We start from the raw sequence: 14,546 nt of genomic DNA on the forward strand, positions 1-14,546 counted from the left end.
GCTGGTCCGATTGGTGCTCAAAGCACAGGTCCCGTGCGTGGCGGTTGACGACCGGCTTGCTCAGCGTGTTCCGCCCCACCTTCCGGTTCGGCGGGATCGAACGTCCTGAACCCGCCAGGCGGCACGCATCCGCCCATCAGAGCCATGTGTTCCAGATGGTTGCGCGTGAAGATTTCGGTGTAGACCATTCGGTCTTGGAGCGGCTGTCGCCTACCATCCAATCGGAAGCTGGCCCAGGCCTGGATCTCCGGCGCGATGGCGATGCCCGTCAAGTCCGCGACAATCTCCCGCGGCCGCAGCGGTCGGCTGGCCGTGAAGCGCCCGACCACCAGTTCTCGCTCGATGTGGCTGTACGGCTCGACGGTCTCATCGAACGTAATGGTGACGCCGACCGGAAGCGCAACGCGGATGCGGTGCTCGTCAACACGGCCGAGCCCGACGTGGAGCGCTCGGTGGCGGTCCTTCCGGGCCAGCTCGTTGACCCACCAGGTCAGGTTGCTCTCAGGGCCCCATGGGGACTGGTAGGGCTGCGACTTCTCAAGCGCCTCAATGATGTGCACTGGCAACATCACGAGGCGTTTTGCTTGGCTCTTGAACTCAGCCGGGGTCGAGCAGATCGGGTACTGGATGCGCTCGGCCTGCGGCGGGGGGTTCTGGCCGGTGGTCGCGGAGGCCAGGGCGTAGATCGCATTGTCGAGCGACGCCCGCAGCGCTGCCAGCCACTCGGAGAAGATCAGGGCCAGCTCGACCGGCGCTGGCTCGCGCGTGACTGCCAAGATCTCCAACGTGCAGGGATCGGCATTCCGTACATCGATGTCCCACGGATGCACCGAGATGTACCTCGCCCAGCACTTAGCGAACTCCTGGCGCTTGGCGGACACACGGTCGAGTCGCGCGAAAGCGAGATCGTAAAGTTCCTGCACAAGCGCTACGCCAGCTTCTCGAGGAGTAGGCGCAGCCTCTTGGCTCCCCTGTCGGAGACGCCCTGCGTCATAACGTAGGACGCCGCCTGCTCTGGCGCGAGACGCCCGGACTGGACATGGCGCCCGAGGTGAGCGCGAGCGTGCTGCTTCTCGTCCGGCCCAGTCCAACCGTTATTGCCGCCGAAAAACACCGCGCGATCGAGGTCGGCCTTGACGTCATCCGGGATGCTGCTCGTGCTCGTACTTCCGTCGAGAAGATTGATGGCTCCCGCACCCGCCGCCCACTCAGCAAGCGGGAAGCTGACCGTCTCCACGACCGCGAGCGAGTAGCCGCGGGCAAGATCGAGCGCGAACTTCAACGTTCGCTCATCCGGCACGTAGGCCAGCACCGGGCCGCGATCGAACCGTTGCTTGCCCTGCGGCGTCGCCTGACCGCCACGGCGAGCAATTTCGTCTAGGCATTCGATGCCGACGCCGTTCTGAAAGGTGTTGGTCACCAGGAGTGGGGCTACCCCTTCGACCTTACTGCGCTCCCAGATCCAGTCCGCAGCAACGCCGGCGGCGTCCTCCCAGGGTCGCTCCGGGTCGTCATCGGGTACCCAGGCGGCGGCTCGTAGGTACGCCGAGGGGTGTAGTTCGACCACTGGATATCACCTTCTCGAATCCTCGGGATTGTTGCTGCCTTGACCTTCCCACGCGCCACCGACACTTCAGGAGGCGACCGGCGTGCGTGGGGCTTCCGCGACGTGGCTCACACCGCCGCGATTGGGTCACACCCGAGTGATTGGATACGGGCAAATCGGCCTGCACGACAGCCTTCCGCTGGCCCGCCTTCCTGCAAGCAGGGGACCATGGCGGCGGTCGACGTACTCGACCTTGATGATGGAGGAGAAGGTGGCCTCGGCGACGGCGTTGCTGAAGCACGACTCGACGCGATCCATCGACTGGCGTACCGCCCAGCGGCGGGTCGACACCAGCCGTCGGGTGTTCGCGCCAGGGGCCTGTGCTCAACCCTGTACCCACCGACGGCGGCGCCCCGACGCCCGTCCATCTACAAGTCGCATTCGAAGTCGGCGGCGGATGGGACGTAGTCCCTGCCGCCGCCGACTTCGCTATCTATCCATAGTTCTTCGGCTTGGACTGGCGGCTGCTGAGCATGCGTACGGTGGTGCTGAGTTTGATCGGGGCGTCGTCGGGGCCTCGGAGGAACGGGTTGATGTAGACGGGCCGGCGCAGCGCTCGGCCGGGTCCGTGTGGCTGGTTGCGCCAGTGGCCGGACACCCAGATCCGGCTGGTGTGGGAGCGCCCGGAGTCGCCGGGCGCCGATCGGGTGCTGGTCGGTGTGGTGGTGCGGTTGCCACGGATGCGGACGACCCGCACCTCAGGTACGGGTCGGTTGGCGCGGGCGTAGGCCTTGCGCACGGCCTTGTCGACGTCTGCTGAGGTGACCTGGGCGGCCTGCTGCGCGATCAGCAGCCACGCCGCGAGCAGTGGTGCTGCTGGATGGTCACCCGGCAGCACGTGCTGCTCCTGCAGGTGGACGATGCTCGTTGGGGCGAGCCAGCCCACGTGTTCGCGCAGTCGCTGCAGCGGTGTGCCGTCCAGTCCCCCGCCGATGGTGCGGTAGGCGGCCAGGTACCAGCCGTCGCGGCTGGCGGTCCAGGACGCGGCGGTGATCTGCCGATGCGTCACCGGCCTCGACCACACGAGCAGCCCGTCCGTGGAGGGCATGAGGTCACGGCTGATGGTGACGTCGGGAACCGTCTCGGCGGCGTGTTCGGCCAGGTCGGTGAAATCGGCGTCGATCCAGAACAGCCGTGAGCGGTTCAGCCCAGCGGCGACCTGTCGGCGTGCGTCGGTGGAGGCGAGCCCGGCGGGGAGGTTGTCGCTGCCTCGGTAGAAGCGGGCGAGCCGGTCGCGGACCTTCGGTAGGTCGCGGGCGGTGATGGTCGTGGCGGGCCAGGCGGTCGTGGTGATGAGCGTGCGACCGGGGAGGCGGGCGTTCAGGAACGCCCGGTGCAGTTGCGCGATGCGTTCCCGCGCCTGCGGGTGGTTGCTGAGGCCGAGGGCGCGCGCTGCCCGGTCGACGACCTTGTCGTGTCTGCCGTCGTCGATGTGGGTCTGGCAGGCCGCGCACGCCGCCCAGGCCTGGCCGAAGTTCTGCACCACTCCCCCGGCGGTGCCGATCGCTACGGCGGCGACGTCGCCGCCGACCAGCGTCCACGTCGGATACGGGTCTCCGCAGAAGTCGCAGGTGCGGCGTACGGTGTCGAGCTGGCTGACCGGGACGGGTACTGGTTCGTGTCCGTCGGTGGCGAGGTGGATCGGGTGCACGTAGGTGGGCGGCGCGCCGAGGGTGTTCAGTGGGGCCAGACAGGTCTGGCAGGCCATCTCCTCACGTCGGGCCGTCATGCCGTCACCTCGTCGCTGGGTCGGCGGTCGCGCAGGCGAGGTCCTCGGCGCCGGTCGGGGGCGGGCATCGCCATGCCCGGCTCGTAGACGGCATAGCGGTTCCGGCCGTGGTGTTTGGCGTGGTACATCGCGATGTCGGCGCGGCGCAGTGCGACCTCGTCGAATGGGTCGGTGGCTTCGGCGAGGGCCAGGCCGACGCTGGCGGTGACCGTGACGGGTTCGCCGTCCGGGGTGAGGTCGACGGGCTGAGAGATCAGGGTCACGAACGTGTCGGCGATGCGGGCCAGGTCGCCGGTGCGGACCGGTAGCAGTGCGGCGTACTCGTCGCCGGAAAGCCGCCCGGCGGCGCCGCCGTGAAGTGCGGCGATTTCGGCGATGCGGCCGCCGATCGCGGCCAGGAGTTTGTCGCCGTGGTCGTGGCCGTGGGTGTCGTTGACGGGTTTGAAGTCGTCGAGGTCGATCAGGACGACGATGATCGGGCCGGCGCTGGGGGTCGCGGTGAGGGTGGCGTGGGCGGCGTGCAGGCCGGCGCGGTTGAGTAGGCCGGTGACGGGGTCGTGTTCCAGTTGCCAGAGGGCGTCGGTGAGACGGTGGCGGAGTCGGCGGATGAGTGGCCACATGGCCAGGCCGCCGAGGGTGAACGCCACCAACGCGGTGGCGATCATGGTCGGTGGTAGGGACACTGGAGTCCTCCATTTCATGGGAGAACCCGGGACGCGCACGTTGTCGAGGCGAGGCGTCCCGGGTCCTGATGCGACGACGGCCCGCCGTGTGGCGGGCCGTTTCTCTTGCCTGTGCCATCCGGTTCAGGGCACGGCCGTTGCTGCCGGGGCGGGCAGCCATCGGCAGATCAGTTGGCGACTGTGGTCAGCGGTGTCGAGCGGTCGATGCTCGAGGCCGCGTACGGGATCGCCGCTGGCGGTGCGCGTGGAACGACCGGGCCGCGAGCGGCGCGACGATCACTGCGGTGGCGTTGGCCTCGTTCCCTCGCGGGGATGGAGGTGGCGCCGATGGGCGTACGCGCAGGACCTGGTTGGTGGCTTCCCCCGGTGGGTGGAATCCGGGAACGGTTTCGTCGGCCGTGTCCGGAGGGTGCCGGCGCGTCGGGCGATGGCCGGTGAATCAGACGGTGCTGTCTGCCGGAGGGATGCCGGTCCGCGGGATGTTGGCGCGCGGCCGCCGCCGTTGGTGCTCCTGTCAGCGGCACACCGGGTGAGCGGCTTGGTCGGCGCGGAGCGCGGCGGCCAGGCCCGCGGGAATGTCGGCGTAGGGTGCGACGGCCAAGAGCACGTCGGTCGGGTCGAGGATCGTCTCGATCAGGCCGACGCGAATCGTGGTCGGCTGGTGGTCGGGGTCGCCGACCGGCTCCGCCGCGAGGTCGGCGACGGTAGCGAAGAACGTGCGGTGCGGGTTCCAGCCGACGTGGATGGTGTAGCGCTCAAGGCCGGGTTTGGGTGTGAGGGTGTAGAGGCTCATCGGTTCCTTTCCCAAGGTGTCCGGAGGAGGCCTATCCGGCAGGCGGTGCGCCGGGTGGATGTGCCGCGAGCGGGCATCAAGGGCAGCCCCTTGCTCGCCGGCCCACCGCGTCTTATGCCTCGCGGTGGTGGCGGGCGCGTTCCTCGGCCAGGTCGACGATCTTGTCGCGGCGCGCGGCGGGAAGGCCGGCGAGCAGGTCGACGTACTGCTGCTCGCGCGCGGTGACGGGCTCGGCGAACGCTGCCTTGTAGGCCAACCGCGCGGCCTCGTGCGCGGCCTCGATCGGACCGCTGGTGTCGTGGGCGACGACGAGCCGGCGCAGCTGCTCGGCCGCGGCGAGGGGATCGTGGGACAGGGTGGTGTCGTAGATGCGGAAGGTCGCCGGAAGGTTCGCTGCGCTGATCGCGGTGATCAGGCACAGGTTGGCCTGGACGTGGTAGGCGTACGTCTCGGTGCGGGCGGGGGTTTCGCCGCGCGCCCGCAGGGCGGCGCGGTCGGCGTTCCAGCGCAGCCGGGCTTCTTCCGCCTGTCGGGCGAGGGCGAGCAGCATGCGGCGGGTGGGATCCATCAGGCTCCTCCTGTCTGTGAAGGGGTTCGGCTACTGGCCTGAGTGGTGGGTGGTGTCGGTGGCGGTGGCGTGCGCGAACGCTGATGGTGGGAGGCCAGCGTGCAGGGCCTGTCGCAGGAGGTCGGCGAGCCGGTATGTGGGGTCGACCTGCAGGGCACGGTCTGCCGCCATGGCGGCGAGGGCGCCGTCGCCGCAGCGCCAGGCGGTGAGCGCGAGCAGGGTGGCCGGTGCCGGCACGAGCGTCTCGTCGGCGCGGCGGGTGATGTCGGCCCAGAACGTGACGTGCTGGTCGTGCGGCCGGGTGAGGCGTGCGGCCAGGTCCCGCACCGATGGCCGTGTCAGGAGCACGGTGAGCCAGGCGACCTCGTCGTCGGTGAGACGGCGGCCGGCGTCGTGGTGTCGCAGCGCGTCCCGGACCGCGTGCACACCGGCCTCGTCCACCGTGGTGCTGCCGGCGGCGGTCACGGTCGTCAGGCGGGTGGCCGCCGCTGTGGTGGCGTCGCGGATGCGGTCACGCGCAGGACCGTCGACGGGCGCGAACCGGGCGGCCACGGCCGCCCGGTCGGGTAGGGCGACCAGCCCGGCGAGGGTTGCCTGCGCGGCGACGGGTGAGGCGGTGGGATCGAACGGGGTGCCCTGAGGTGGGCAGCAGTCGGGGATGGCGCAGGTGAGGGTGAAGACCCGGGTGCCGGTGACGCGCAGCAGGTCCCGGACGGGCAGGCCGTCGGCGGTGAACGCCTCGTCGACTGCGCGCACTGCCGGGTCGATGTGGTCGGCGCCGTAGCCGATGAGCACGAGGTCGGTGATCGGCTGCTGCCGTCGCACGACCGCGACCAGGTTGGCGGCGAGGCCCTGCGGCACATGGCTGGTGGGGGCGTCGGCGGCGGGCAGATCGGCACGGGCGGCGAAGACGATTCGCCGGCCCCTGCTGGCCACCACGACGATGCTGCCGTCGTCGGGTCGGAAGCCGAGCAGGTACGGCACGACGGTCGCCAGGTCCGCGGCAGATCGCACGGTCAGCGTGGTTTCGGAGAACGACATGGTGATCTCCCAAGTCAGGGATGTCAGGACGGGATCGGTCAGTCGCGGTCGGGGTCCAGGTAGAGGTCGATCTCGGCGTCGGCGGCGGTGGCGGCCACCGTGATCAAGACGTCGCCGAGGCCGGCCAGCGCCCGGGTCAGGTCCGCGCCGGCGAGGACTCGGGCGGCCGCTGTAGCGTCGTCGGAGGTGGCGTGGCCGCGCAGCCACATGTCGTACTCGTGCCGCCACGGAATCCGCCAGCCGCCCTGGCCGCGCGTGGCGTACTCGGGGATGGTCCCGCCGTACGCGGTCCACGGCCGCGTCTCGTCCGGGCTGCTGGTGGTGGCCGCCCCCATCACGTCCCGCGCGGCGTCGCAGGCATCCCCCGCCGTCTCGCCGGTGACCGGCAGCATCAGGTCGGCGACCACCGTCACGTGATGCGCTCGAGGCAGCCCGTCGAGCCCGAGATCGACCAGGAACCGGTCGACCCGCCGCGCCGTGTGCTGGTAGACGCCACCGATCTCGTCATCGACCAAGGCGCGGATCGCACGAGACCGGATGCGGCGCCGAAGGTCGGTCAGAGCCTGCACCGCCGCGTCACGTGCCGCCGTCGCGGCGGTGAGATCGTCGGCGAGTTCGACCAGCGGCGCCACGCCGGCCTCGGGCTGCGCACCGGCGTCGACGGCGTCCTGCGGAACGGTGTCGGCGGCGTCGGCGGCCTGCCACGTCAGCCTGGTCAACGTGATTCCCGCGTCAGCCAGCGCGCTGCGGTGGCCCTCGACGATCGCGCGGGCGGCGGCGTACGCATCGGCCTGGCGGGCCGCCGTAACCCATGTCCGCAGCGTGGCTTGCACCGTGATGCGGTACTCCTGTGACCCACACTGCTCGCCGCCGTTCGCCACGGGCGTCAGGTCGAGGACATGTGTCGGGTAGACCGCCATCGCCGGCCGCAGCAGCCGCAACTCCTCCGGCGCCCCGAAGCGGGCCTGCTCGCGCGCCTCGGCCTGGTCGGCGTGCGACCGCATGTGTGTCAGTTGCGCGTCGGCGGAGACGGTCCACCGGTGCGGTAGCGGTTCCAGGCCCCACGTGGCGAGGGCGTCCTCGCAGCCGGGCCGGCAGATCAGCCGGTTGCGCAGTGCGGCGATGAGCGCGTGGCGGGCTGCGACGGCCAGAGTCTGCCGCTGCTCGATAGCGGCGACCGTTTCGGCGTGCAGGATACGGATCTTCTCCGTCAGGCTCGCGTCGGTCATCGCACCGCCGCCCGCACGTGGGCGCCGACCAGGCGGGCGCCTGTGACCGACTCGGCGCATGGAGCCGGCATCACGGTGCGGAGCCGGCGGGACTGGGTGGTTTCGCCGATGACTGCGGTGACCTCGCTGGGAAGGTCGGGCGGGGCTGCGTGGTGCGAGTCGCGGCAGAAGCCGCCGTGTGTCAGGTGCATTCGTCCTCCTGGGACATGAAGAAGGCGGCCACCGGGTGATAGCCGCCTGAAGGGATAGGGGATGCCCCGCCGCGCTCTCAGTCGCGTGGGCGAGGGGCATGGGGCCTGTGCGCGGGATCTGAGGCTGGCGGCGGCGGCCGACCGGAAGTGGTGGGCGCGATGCCGTCGCGCGAGGCGTCAGATCAGAGGCACATAAGAAGTAAGGAGAAACCTCAGGTTAGCCGTGCGGGGAGTCCGTCGGCCGGGCTGTCAGGTTCGGCCTCCTGCCAGAAGCTGACAGTCCGGTGATGCCCGCGTTCCTGTCAGGTCTGCTCGGCAGAGCGGGACCCGCCGATGGCTATGACGGACGAGATGGCTCCACCGGGACGGCCATAACCTACAGAGCGATGAACTCCGTCAGCCGCTGACCGAGCGCCACGCAGCAACACCGCCAGCGGGTCAGCCTGGCATCCGCCGGTGCCGAAATCAGTGCGCCGCGCCTTTCAGGGGCTGCAGCGCCGCGACCATCGCCAGCCTGAGGCTCTGGCGGACCCCCACGACCAGCGCCGGGTCGGCACTCGGCAACCAGTCCGGCAACGGTTCCAGCCAGCTGGTCTCGAGGGCATGCGCCTGCAGGTTGTCGGGTTCGGTGTTCGGAGCGTCCAGCGCCGAAGGCGCGATCCGGCGGCTGCTGTGCTGCAAGGCGTCCAGACAGATCCGGGTCGCGATCCGGTAGAGCCGGGTCCTTTACCGCCGAGCGCTGCGGGAACTCCGCGAACCCTCGCCACGCGCAGGTAGGTCTCCTGTACTGCGTCTTCCACGTCGTGCAGCGATCCGAGCATCCGGTGGCAGTGGCCGACCAGCCCACCGCGGAACCAGGCCCGGCAGCTAATCACCGAGCAGAGGTAGACCCATCTCACGCCTGATGTCGTCAGCGTTGCGCCTTCGGCATCAGGCGTGACACCGATCAAGCGCCGGGCTATACCGCGACGGCCCCGCCGAGCGTGCGGGCGGCTTCGCGCGGGGTGACCTCGCGCGTCCACCCGACCGCCGACCGCGGGTACGTCGACGTGCACCCACACGCCCCGATCATGAGCTGGACGCAGGCACGGACGGCCTGATTCCGGTTACAGCCGCACAGTCACCGTACGTAAAGTTGATCACGGTCGCGTCCGGTCCCAGGGTGCGCGGATCTGGCTCCCCTCTGTGTCAAGACATCATTGGGAGCGGGGTTTTAAGCTGGGCGGTGGCGGGTCCGGGAAGTGACTTTTCCGAAGAGCTGGCGTGGGGATGTGAGCTGGTCGCGTTGGAGTCAGTAGTCGTTTCCCGTTGTCCTCCCGGGCCCGCCGCCGTGGCGACTGCCGTGTCGTTGATCATGGTTCGGTAGATGATGTCGGACAGGCGGCGTTTCAGTGCGCGCATCGCTTCCATTGACGTCTTGCCGGCGGTCTTCTTCCGGTCGAAGTAGGCGCGTCCTTCGGTCGGGTTGCGTAGCTGGACGGTGGCCATGATGTGCAGCACGCGGTTGATCTGCCGGTTCCCGGCGCGGGAGAGTCGGTGTCGTACCTGGTCGCCGGAGGAGGCGTCGATGGGGGCGGTGCCGTTCCAGGAGGCGAAGTGGGCCCGGTCAGGGAAGCGGGTGATGTCGCTGACCTCGACCAGCAGCCGGGCGGCGCCGGAGGGTCCGATGCCGTGCAGGTCCATCAGCGTGGTGCCGGTGGAGGCGACCAGTTCTTTCAGTTCCTTGTCGGCGTCCTTGGAGCGCCGGTAGACCCGTTCGAGGTCGCTGATCAGCTCCGCGGCGACCCGGCGTCGGGCCTTGCCGACCGCGTCACGGGGTCTGACCGTGGCCAGCAGTGCTTTGGCCTGGGCGGCGGACAGACTCTTCTTCGCCCCACCCGGAATCAGTTCCAGCAGCAGTTGATGCAGCTGGGACACCATCCGGGTGTGGTCCTCGCCAAGCGAGCGGCGCCGGTCGACCAGAATCCGCAGCAGGGCCAACTGCTCATCGTTGACCACCGGGCGTAGCCCGGCCATGCGGGTGCCGACCAGCGCGATGGAGTGGGCGTCGGTGGCGTCGGTCTTGCGGCCCTGCCCGGTGGCGAACACCCGAGCCCGGGCGGACAGCTTCGGTGGGACGTCGACGACCTGCTCGCCGTCGGCGAGTAGCCGGTTGGCGATGTGTCGGCCGATGCCCTGGCAGCCTTCGATCGCCCACACCCGGTTCGTCCACTGCGTGGAGTACTTCCTCATCGCCATGTAGCCGTCGCGGTCGGTGTCGAACCGGCCGCCGCCGACGACGGTCTCGTCGCTGGTCATGACCTCGATCGTCGCAGAGCGCTTGTGCGGGTCCATCCCGATGACCACGCGATCCGACGTGCCACTCAACGCGTCCTCCGATGCTCGATCCACCTGGGTTGTCGAGCCGGGAGGGCAACGCTACTTCGAGCAGAGCAAACCCCTCTTGAGCCTCTCCCCGCCCTTGGGGCGACGCCCGGGCCGCGCAGGCCAGATGAGAGCCACACGACCAGCGTGGACAGCCGAAATGAGAGCGACGACCCGGGCGCCTCGACCGAGCCTGGCCGGGCAACGGTCGTAGGTCAATGAAACAAGTAGCCGAGATGCGTGCGTCCGCTGGGAGCGCATCCCGGCACGACGACCCGCTTCCATTCCAGGTAGCGTGCCGAGCGTGTCGAAGTCCGCATCACTGGCAATCGCACAAGTCATGGCCCATTGCGGCGGCGCACCCGGCGAGGCGGTGAAGTACCTCGCCCAGGCGATCGCGCAGGGCCCGGACGATCCTGAGCCGTACGAATTGCTCTCCGAACTGCGCCGGGAGTCACCCGAGGAGGTGGCGGACATGGTCGCGACGCCGAGCAGCCTCTGGCAGTTCGTGGCCGGCGCGTATCTGTACTTCCTCGACGGTGACATGGATCAGGCCGCACAGAGGCTGGGCTCGGTAACCGGTTACCGCCCGGATGTCGCCTGGGCGTCCGCGCCCTGGTTCGGCGACGAGCGATTCCTCGGGGAGGTGACGGCCGCTGGGCTCGCCGACGCAACCTTGAACATCACCGACTACGGTCCCGAGATGGACAACGACGCGGCGCGGGACCGCATGAGGCCGTGGTTCAAGGCCATCGACATGGTTTGCGACCGGGAGCCGGTGGCAAAGGCGATGGCCCGCATGGCGATCCTGCTGCGGATCTGCGGGCGTACGGATGCGTCGCTGGCACTGTGCGACCGTGCGGACTCCGTCGATCGGGTGATGTTCACTGAGGTCGTCCGCGCCGGGGCCTGGCGCCGTCTCGGTGACCGGCGGCAGACAGCCGCGGCGTTCCGGCGGGCGCTACAGCTGGACCCGACGAACTGGTCGCTCTACCTCGATCTCGCCGATCTAGCGGCGGAGGACGGCGACTTCGCCCAGGCCGCCGACCTCGTACGCCAGGGCCTTGAGCATGAACCGGAGGACGTCACACTACGGGCGGCAGGCGCCGCGTACCGGGCGCGCGCCGAGGGCTCGGTCACCGACCTGGACCTGCTGCTGGAGCTGGCGCCGGAGGTGCCCCATGCGGGATACCGCAACGGCCTGATCGAACACGCCATCGGCGCCCCGGATCTCCCGGCTGACCGGATAGCGGCAGCCCGCGGGTTCCAGGCCGGCGACTGACCCGGGTCGCCGACCTGTCCGAGCGCGGCCGCCGACGGCCAGTGCGGGGAGCGGCCATGCTCATGTGCGCACTTCTGCCGCGGTGCGCTAGCTACTGGAGAGCGCACGCGAGTGACGGCGCGCGGCAACCGTCTGATTTCGTGGGCGTCGCCTGACGCGCCTGCTCAGTCGTCGACTTCCTGTGCCGCGGCGGCGATCGGCTCGAGGCCTGCAATCAGCTCGTCGAGCTCGTCGGCGGTGAGTACCTCATACGCCGGTGCCGCCAGCTCGTCGGTGAGGGCCTCGATCCGCTCCTTGGTCTCCCGGCCGGCGTCGGTGAACCCGCCGGCGGCGTCCACGAGGCCGCGGCGGCGCAACCCGTCGACGACACCGGCCAGCTGTGCCTTGGGCAGGTGGTGGGTCCGGCCGAACTCCTCCGCCCTCATGCCGAGGGAGAGAGCGAGCAGGACGTGGGCCTCGGTGCCGCCGATGCCGTGGGCGAGGAGAACGACGTTGTGGCCGTCCCCGCGGTGCTCCCGCAGCAGCGTCGCCGCGTGCCAGAGCCTGGCCACCGGCTCCTCGGGCACGTCGAGCGCCCGGAGCCCGGCGTACAGCGCGCGGCCCTCGGTCGGCGCGCTGACCGCGGCCCGGGTGGCGAGGTCGGCGGCCCGCACCAGACCGGGGGAGTCGGCGAGCTGCCCGATCCTCTGCCGCAGCGCTGCGGCGCTGCCCCGCTCGCGCACGGCGATCGCCTCCTGCGGGGTGGCCTTTCCCCAGACCCAGGGGATGTGGCGCGCCACCTCGCCGTCGGCGAAGTTGTAGAAGACCGCGTGCACCACCTCGGCCGGCGCTAGGCCCAGCGGTGCGGCCCGGCCCGCGAAGTACCCGTCCCAGTAGTTGCGCATACCCAAGGCCAGGAACGCCTCGTTCAGCACCTCGGAGAAGGTGACGGTGGCGATCGGCTCGACGAGCTCGAACATGCGGTGGATCTTGGCCAGTGGGTGCTGCATCGGTCGGCATCTCCTTGGTCGCGACCGCGCCCTCGTGGGCGGCCTCTCACACTAGCTACGAACAACGCGGCCCGGATACGGCAACTCCGGCCGACATCAATCCAGCCAAGATCAGCCTCACTCTCATAGCCGCGGGTCGCGCGCTACCCCTTCGTGATGCTTGCCGGTGCCGCTCCTACGGCGATTTGCTGGAACGGGGGCAGAGGCCGTCCTGGGTCACTGTTGCCGCGGCGCACCGTAGGACCCGGGCTGCAGGGCCGCCAGCCAGGCATGTCCCGGATGCACCTGCTTCAGTAGCCTGGACAGCGTCTCGCGTTGGGTATGAGTCAGCAGCGGGAGAACGGCGTCGAAGTCCGCCTGATCCTTTGGGCGTACGTGCTTGGCCTTGAAGAGAAGAACGAGCTCAGGGATCAGGTACGGGATTCGGTCCGAGGTGTGCCGGATGATTTCGGCATAGGGCAGCCTGATCGTTTCGTCTCTCCGGCAGATCCACATATCGCCGTCGTACGGCTCGCGGAAGACGTCAAGCAGGTAACGTCCCGTCTCCGGCTCGCGCAGCCACGTCTGCCACGTTGCAGTCAGCACCTGTGGCGTCGCCGATTCCCAGATCCGAGCGGCGCCAACTGCGTCGAACGTGAAATCGGCGAAACGCTCGCGGATCTCTGGGAACCGCCCGACCGGCACAGCGATCTCGATGTCGTGGTGCTCGCGGGTCTGCTCACCGCGGAACAGGTCCAGCGCCCAGCCTGCCGCTACATACCAAGGCGCAGAGATCCCGTCCAAGCGGCGTGCGACATCGCGCGGCTTCCAGCAGTCGGCCCAGCGGGCTTCGAGTGTCGCTACGTTGCCAGACTGCACCTCGATACCGCCGCTGGGCAACTCGTCTTCCATCCGCCGAACGTATCTGGGATCGACGTCCGGCTCAGCGTCGGCATCCTCATCTGCCGCCGACCGGGCATGCAAGCGCCAGGGCTCCCATCACCCGCGGTAGCCGTCAGTGACCGCGTCCAGGTGTGAGGACATCCGTCCTGCCGATGAGCGGACGCGCGATCGTGACTGGCAGGCGTGCGAGTGCGGCGGCTGATCGCGACGCTGCGGATTTGTCGGTGGCCAGCCGGTGACCGTCGTAGGTCAGAGGTAGGTGACGCCGCTCAGTTCCTCGGCTGCCGCCCACAGCCGCTTGCCGACAGCCGGGTCAGCGGCCTCCCGGCTGAGCCGGGCCTCGGTGACCCTGCCTCGCGTCTCCCAGAGCCCGCCCGGGCCGAAGAACTGGCCGCCCCGCACACCGGGCTCGGTCGCGGCGCGCAATTGCGGCAGCGCGCCCTGCTCCACCGGCTGGGTTGCCAGCAGCCCGGCCCACGCGATCAGCCGCCCGAACCGGCCACGGTGCTCCCAGGCCCGCGGGGTCAGGTTGGTGCGAGTGAGACCGGGGTGGGCCAGCACGCTGACGATCGGCGCTCCGACGGCGCGCAAGCGACGGTCCAGTTCGATGCCGAAGACCGTGGTGGCGAGCTTGGACCGGCCGTAGGCGGCGGCCGCCCGGTAGTCACGTTCGAACATCAGGTCATCGAAGTCCAGATGCGCGTTCTTGTGGGTGATCGAGCTGAGAGTGACCACGCGGGCTTCCCGCGCCGCGGCCAGGTTGCCAAGCAGCAGACCGGTCAGCGCGAAGTGGCCCAGCATGTTGGTGGCGAGCTGCAACTCGAATCCGTCGGCGGACGTGCGGCGCGGGCCAAGCAGCACCACGCCGGCGTTGTTGACCAGCAGATCGATCGCCGGGTAGTCGCCAGCCAGCCTCGCCGCGAAGGCCCGCACGGAGGCGAGGGAAGCCAGGTCCAGCTCGCGCACCTCGACGTCGCCGCCAATCTGGCGGGCGGCCTCCTCGCCCGCGGGGGTGTTGCGAACGGCGAGCACGACGTGGGCGCCGTGGCTGGCCAGTTCGGTGGCGGTGACCAGGCCGAGGCCTGAGTTCGCGCCGGTCACGACGGCGACCCGACCGCGCTGGTCGGGGATGCGGGCGGCGGTCCATCCGGTCATCTGCTGCTCCTGGAGGTGTCGGTGCGCTGGCCAT

The 14,546-nt window shown here is 69.8% G+C and carries 14 protein-coding genes; 1 reads left to right on the forward strand and 13 read right to left on the reverse strand.

Annotated features, from left to right (window positions below; genetic code table 11):
* Window positions 1–17 precede the first annotated feature (17 nt).
* From OG994_RS11985 to OG994_RS12030, 10 genes are all read right to left on the reverse strand, one after another.
* Window positions 18–923, reverse strand: a complete 906-nt coding sequence (locus tag OG994_RS11985) for a hypothetical protein (protein ID WP_328853246.1) — start codon at window positions 921–923, stop codon at window positions 18–20.
* Window positions 924–928: 5 nt separating this feature from the next.
* Entirely contained in the window at window positions 929–1,420 is a 492-nt protein-coding gene (locus OG994_RS11990) for a hypothetical protein (RefSeq protein WP_328853247.1), read from the reverse strand.
* 619 nt (window positions 1,421–2,039) lie between these two features.
* Window positions 2,040–3,335: a hypothetical protein gene (locus OG994_RS11995; RefSeq protein WP_328853248.1), complete on the reverse strand. Its 1,296-nt coding sequence runs from the start codon at window positions 3,333–3,335 to the stop codon at window positions 2,040–2,042.
* On the reverse strand, window positions 3,332–4,018 hold the full coding sequence (locus OG994_RS12000; protein WP_328853249.1) for a GGDEF domain-containing protein: 687 nt from the start codon (window positions 4,016–4,018) through the stop codon (window positions 3,332–3,334). The genes OG994_RS11995 and OG994_RS12000 overlap by 4 nt, the downstream gene beginning before the upstream one ends.
* A 514-nt stretch (window positions 4,019–4,532) precedes the next feature.
* Window positions 4,533–4,811, reverse strand: coding sequence for a hypothetical protein (locus tag OG994_RS12005; RefSeq protein WP_328853250.1), 279 nt, complete (start codon window positions 4,809–4,811; stop codon window positions 4,533–4,535).
* A 112-nt stretch (window positions 4,812–4,923) separates the two neighbouring features.
* Window positions 4,924–5,379, reverse strand: a complete 456-nt coding sequence (locus tag OG994_RS12010; RefSeq protein ID WP_328853251.1) for a hypothetical protein — start codon at window positions 5,377–5,379, stop codon at window positions 4,924–4,926.
* A 30-nt stretch (window positions 5,380–5,409) separates the two neighbouring features.
* Window positions 5,410–6,420, reverse strand: coding sequence for a DUF4192 domain-containing protein (locus tag OG994_RS12015; RefSeq protein ID WP_328853253.1), 1,011 nt, complete (start codon window positions 6,418–6,420; stop codon window positions 5,410–5,412).
* 38 nt (window positions 6,421–6,458) lie between these two features.
* Window positions 6,459–7,649 carry a hypothetical protein gene (locus tag OG994_RS12020; protein ID WP_328853254.1) on the reverse strand — a complete coding sequence of 397 codons (1,191 nt, stop codon included), beginning with the start codon at window positions 7,647–7,649 and terminating at the stop codon, window positions 6,459–6,461.
* Window positions 7,650–8,305: 656 nt separating this feature from the next.
* Window positions 8,306–8,521 carry a hypothetical protein gene (locus OG994_RS12025; protein ID WP_328853255.1) on the reverse strand — a complete coding sequence of 72 codons (216 nt, stop codon included), beginning with the start codon at window positions 8,519–8,521 and terminating at the stop codon, window positions 8,306–8,308.
* Between the two features lie 507 nt (window positions 8,522–9,028).
* On the reverse strand, window positions 9,029–10,174 hold the full coding sequence (locus OG994_RS12030; RefSeq protein ID WP_456238364.1) for an IS110 family RNA-guided transposase: 1,146 nt from the start codon (window positions 10,172–10,174) through the stop codon (window positions 9,029–9,031).
* Window positions 10,175–10,508: 334 nt separating this feature from the next.
* Here OG994_RS12030 and OG994_RS12035 point away from each other — a divergent pair, with 334 nt between their 5' ends.
* Entirely contained in the window at window positions 10,509–11,486 is a 978-nt protein-coding gene (locus tag OG994_RS12035; protein ID WP_328853257.1) for a tetratricopeptide repeat protein, read from the forward strand.
* Between the two features lie 164 nt (window positions 11,487–11,650).
* Here OG994_RS12035 and OG994_RS12040 read toward each other — a convergent pair whose 3' ends face one another.
* From OG994_RS12040 to OG994_RS12050, 3 genes are all read right to left on the reverse strand, one after another.
* Complete coding sequence (locus OG994_RS12040) at window positions 11,651–12,475, reverse strand: MarR family winged helix-turn-helix transcriptional regulator (RefSeq protein ID WP_328853258.1); 825 nt, start codon at window positions 12,473–12,475, stop codon at window positions 11,651–11,653.
* Between the two features lie 216 nt (window positions 12,476–12,691).
* A complete protein-coding gene (locus OG994_RS12045) occupies window positions 12,692–13,366 on the reverse strand; it encodes a nucleotidyltransferase domain-containing protein (RefSeq protein ID WP_328853259.1) in 675 nt (224 codons plus the stop codon).
* A gap of 240 nt (window positions 13,367–13,606) precedes the next feature.
* Window positions 13,607–14,512 carry an oxidoreductase gene (locus OG994_RS12050; RefSeq protein ID WP_328853260.1) on the reverse strand — a complete coding sequence of 302 codons (906 nt, stop codon included), beginning with the start codon at window positions 14,510–14,512 and terminating at the stop codon, window positions 13,607–13,609.
* Window positions 14,513–14,546: the final 34 nt, after the last annotated feature.

The organism is Micromonospora globbae, from assembly GCF_036184225.1.
Lineage (GTDB): Bacteria > Actinomycetota > Actinomycetes > Mycobacteriales > Micromonosporaceae > Micromonospora > Micromonospora globbae.

Coding starts and splice junctions, on each gene's coding strand:
- OG994_RS11995 (WP_328853248.1), bottom strand. CDS start 3,335: ATGACGGCCCGACGTGAGGAGATGGCCTGCCAGACCTGTCTGGCCCCA.
- OG994_RS12005 (WP_328853250.1), bottom strand. CDS start 4,811: ATGAGCCTCTACACCCTCACACCCAAACCCGGCCTTGAGCGCTACACC.
- OG994_RS12010 (WP_328853251.1), bottom strand. CDS start 5,379: ATGGATCCCACCCGCCGCATGCTGCTCGCCCTCGCCCGACAGGCGGAA.
- OG994_RS12015 (WP_328853253.1), bottom strand. CDS start 6,420: ATGTCGTTCTCCGAAACCACGCTGACCGTGCGATCTGCCGCGGACCTG.
- OG994_RS12020 (WP_328853254.1), bottom strand. CDS start 7,649: ATGACCGACGCGAGCCTGACGGAGAAGATCCGTATCCTGCACGCCGAA.
- OG994_RS12030 (WP_456238364.1), bottom strand. CDS start 10,174: ATGGACCCGCACAAGCGCTCTGCGACGATCGAGGTCATGACCAGCGAC.
- OG994_RS12040 (WP_328853258.1), bottom strand. CDS start 12,475: ATGCAGCACCCACTGGCCAAGATCCACCGCATGTTCGAGCTCGTCGAG.
- OG994_RS12045 (WP_328853259.1), bottom strand. CDS start 13,366: ATGGAAGACGAGTTGCCCAGCGGCGGTATCGAGGTGCAGTCTGGCAAC.
- OG994_RS12050 (WP_328853260.1), bottom strand. CDS start 14,512: ATGACCGGATGGACCGCCGCCCGCATCCCCGACCAGCGCGGTCGGGTC.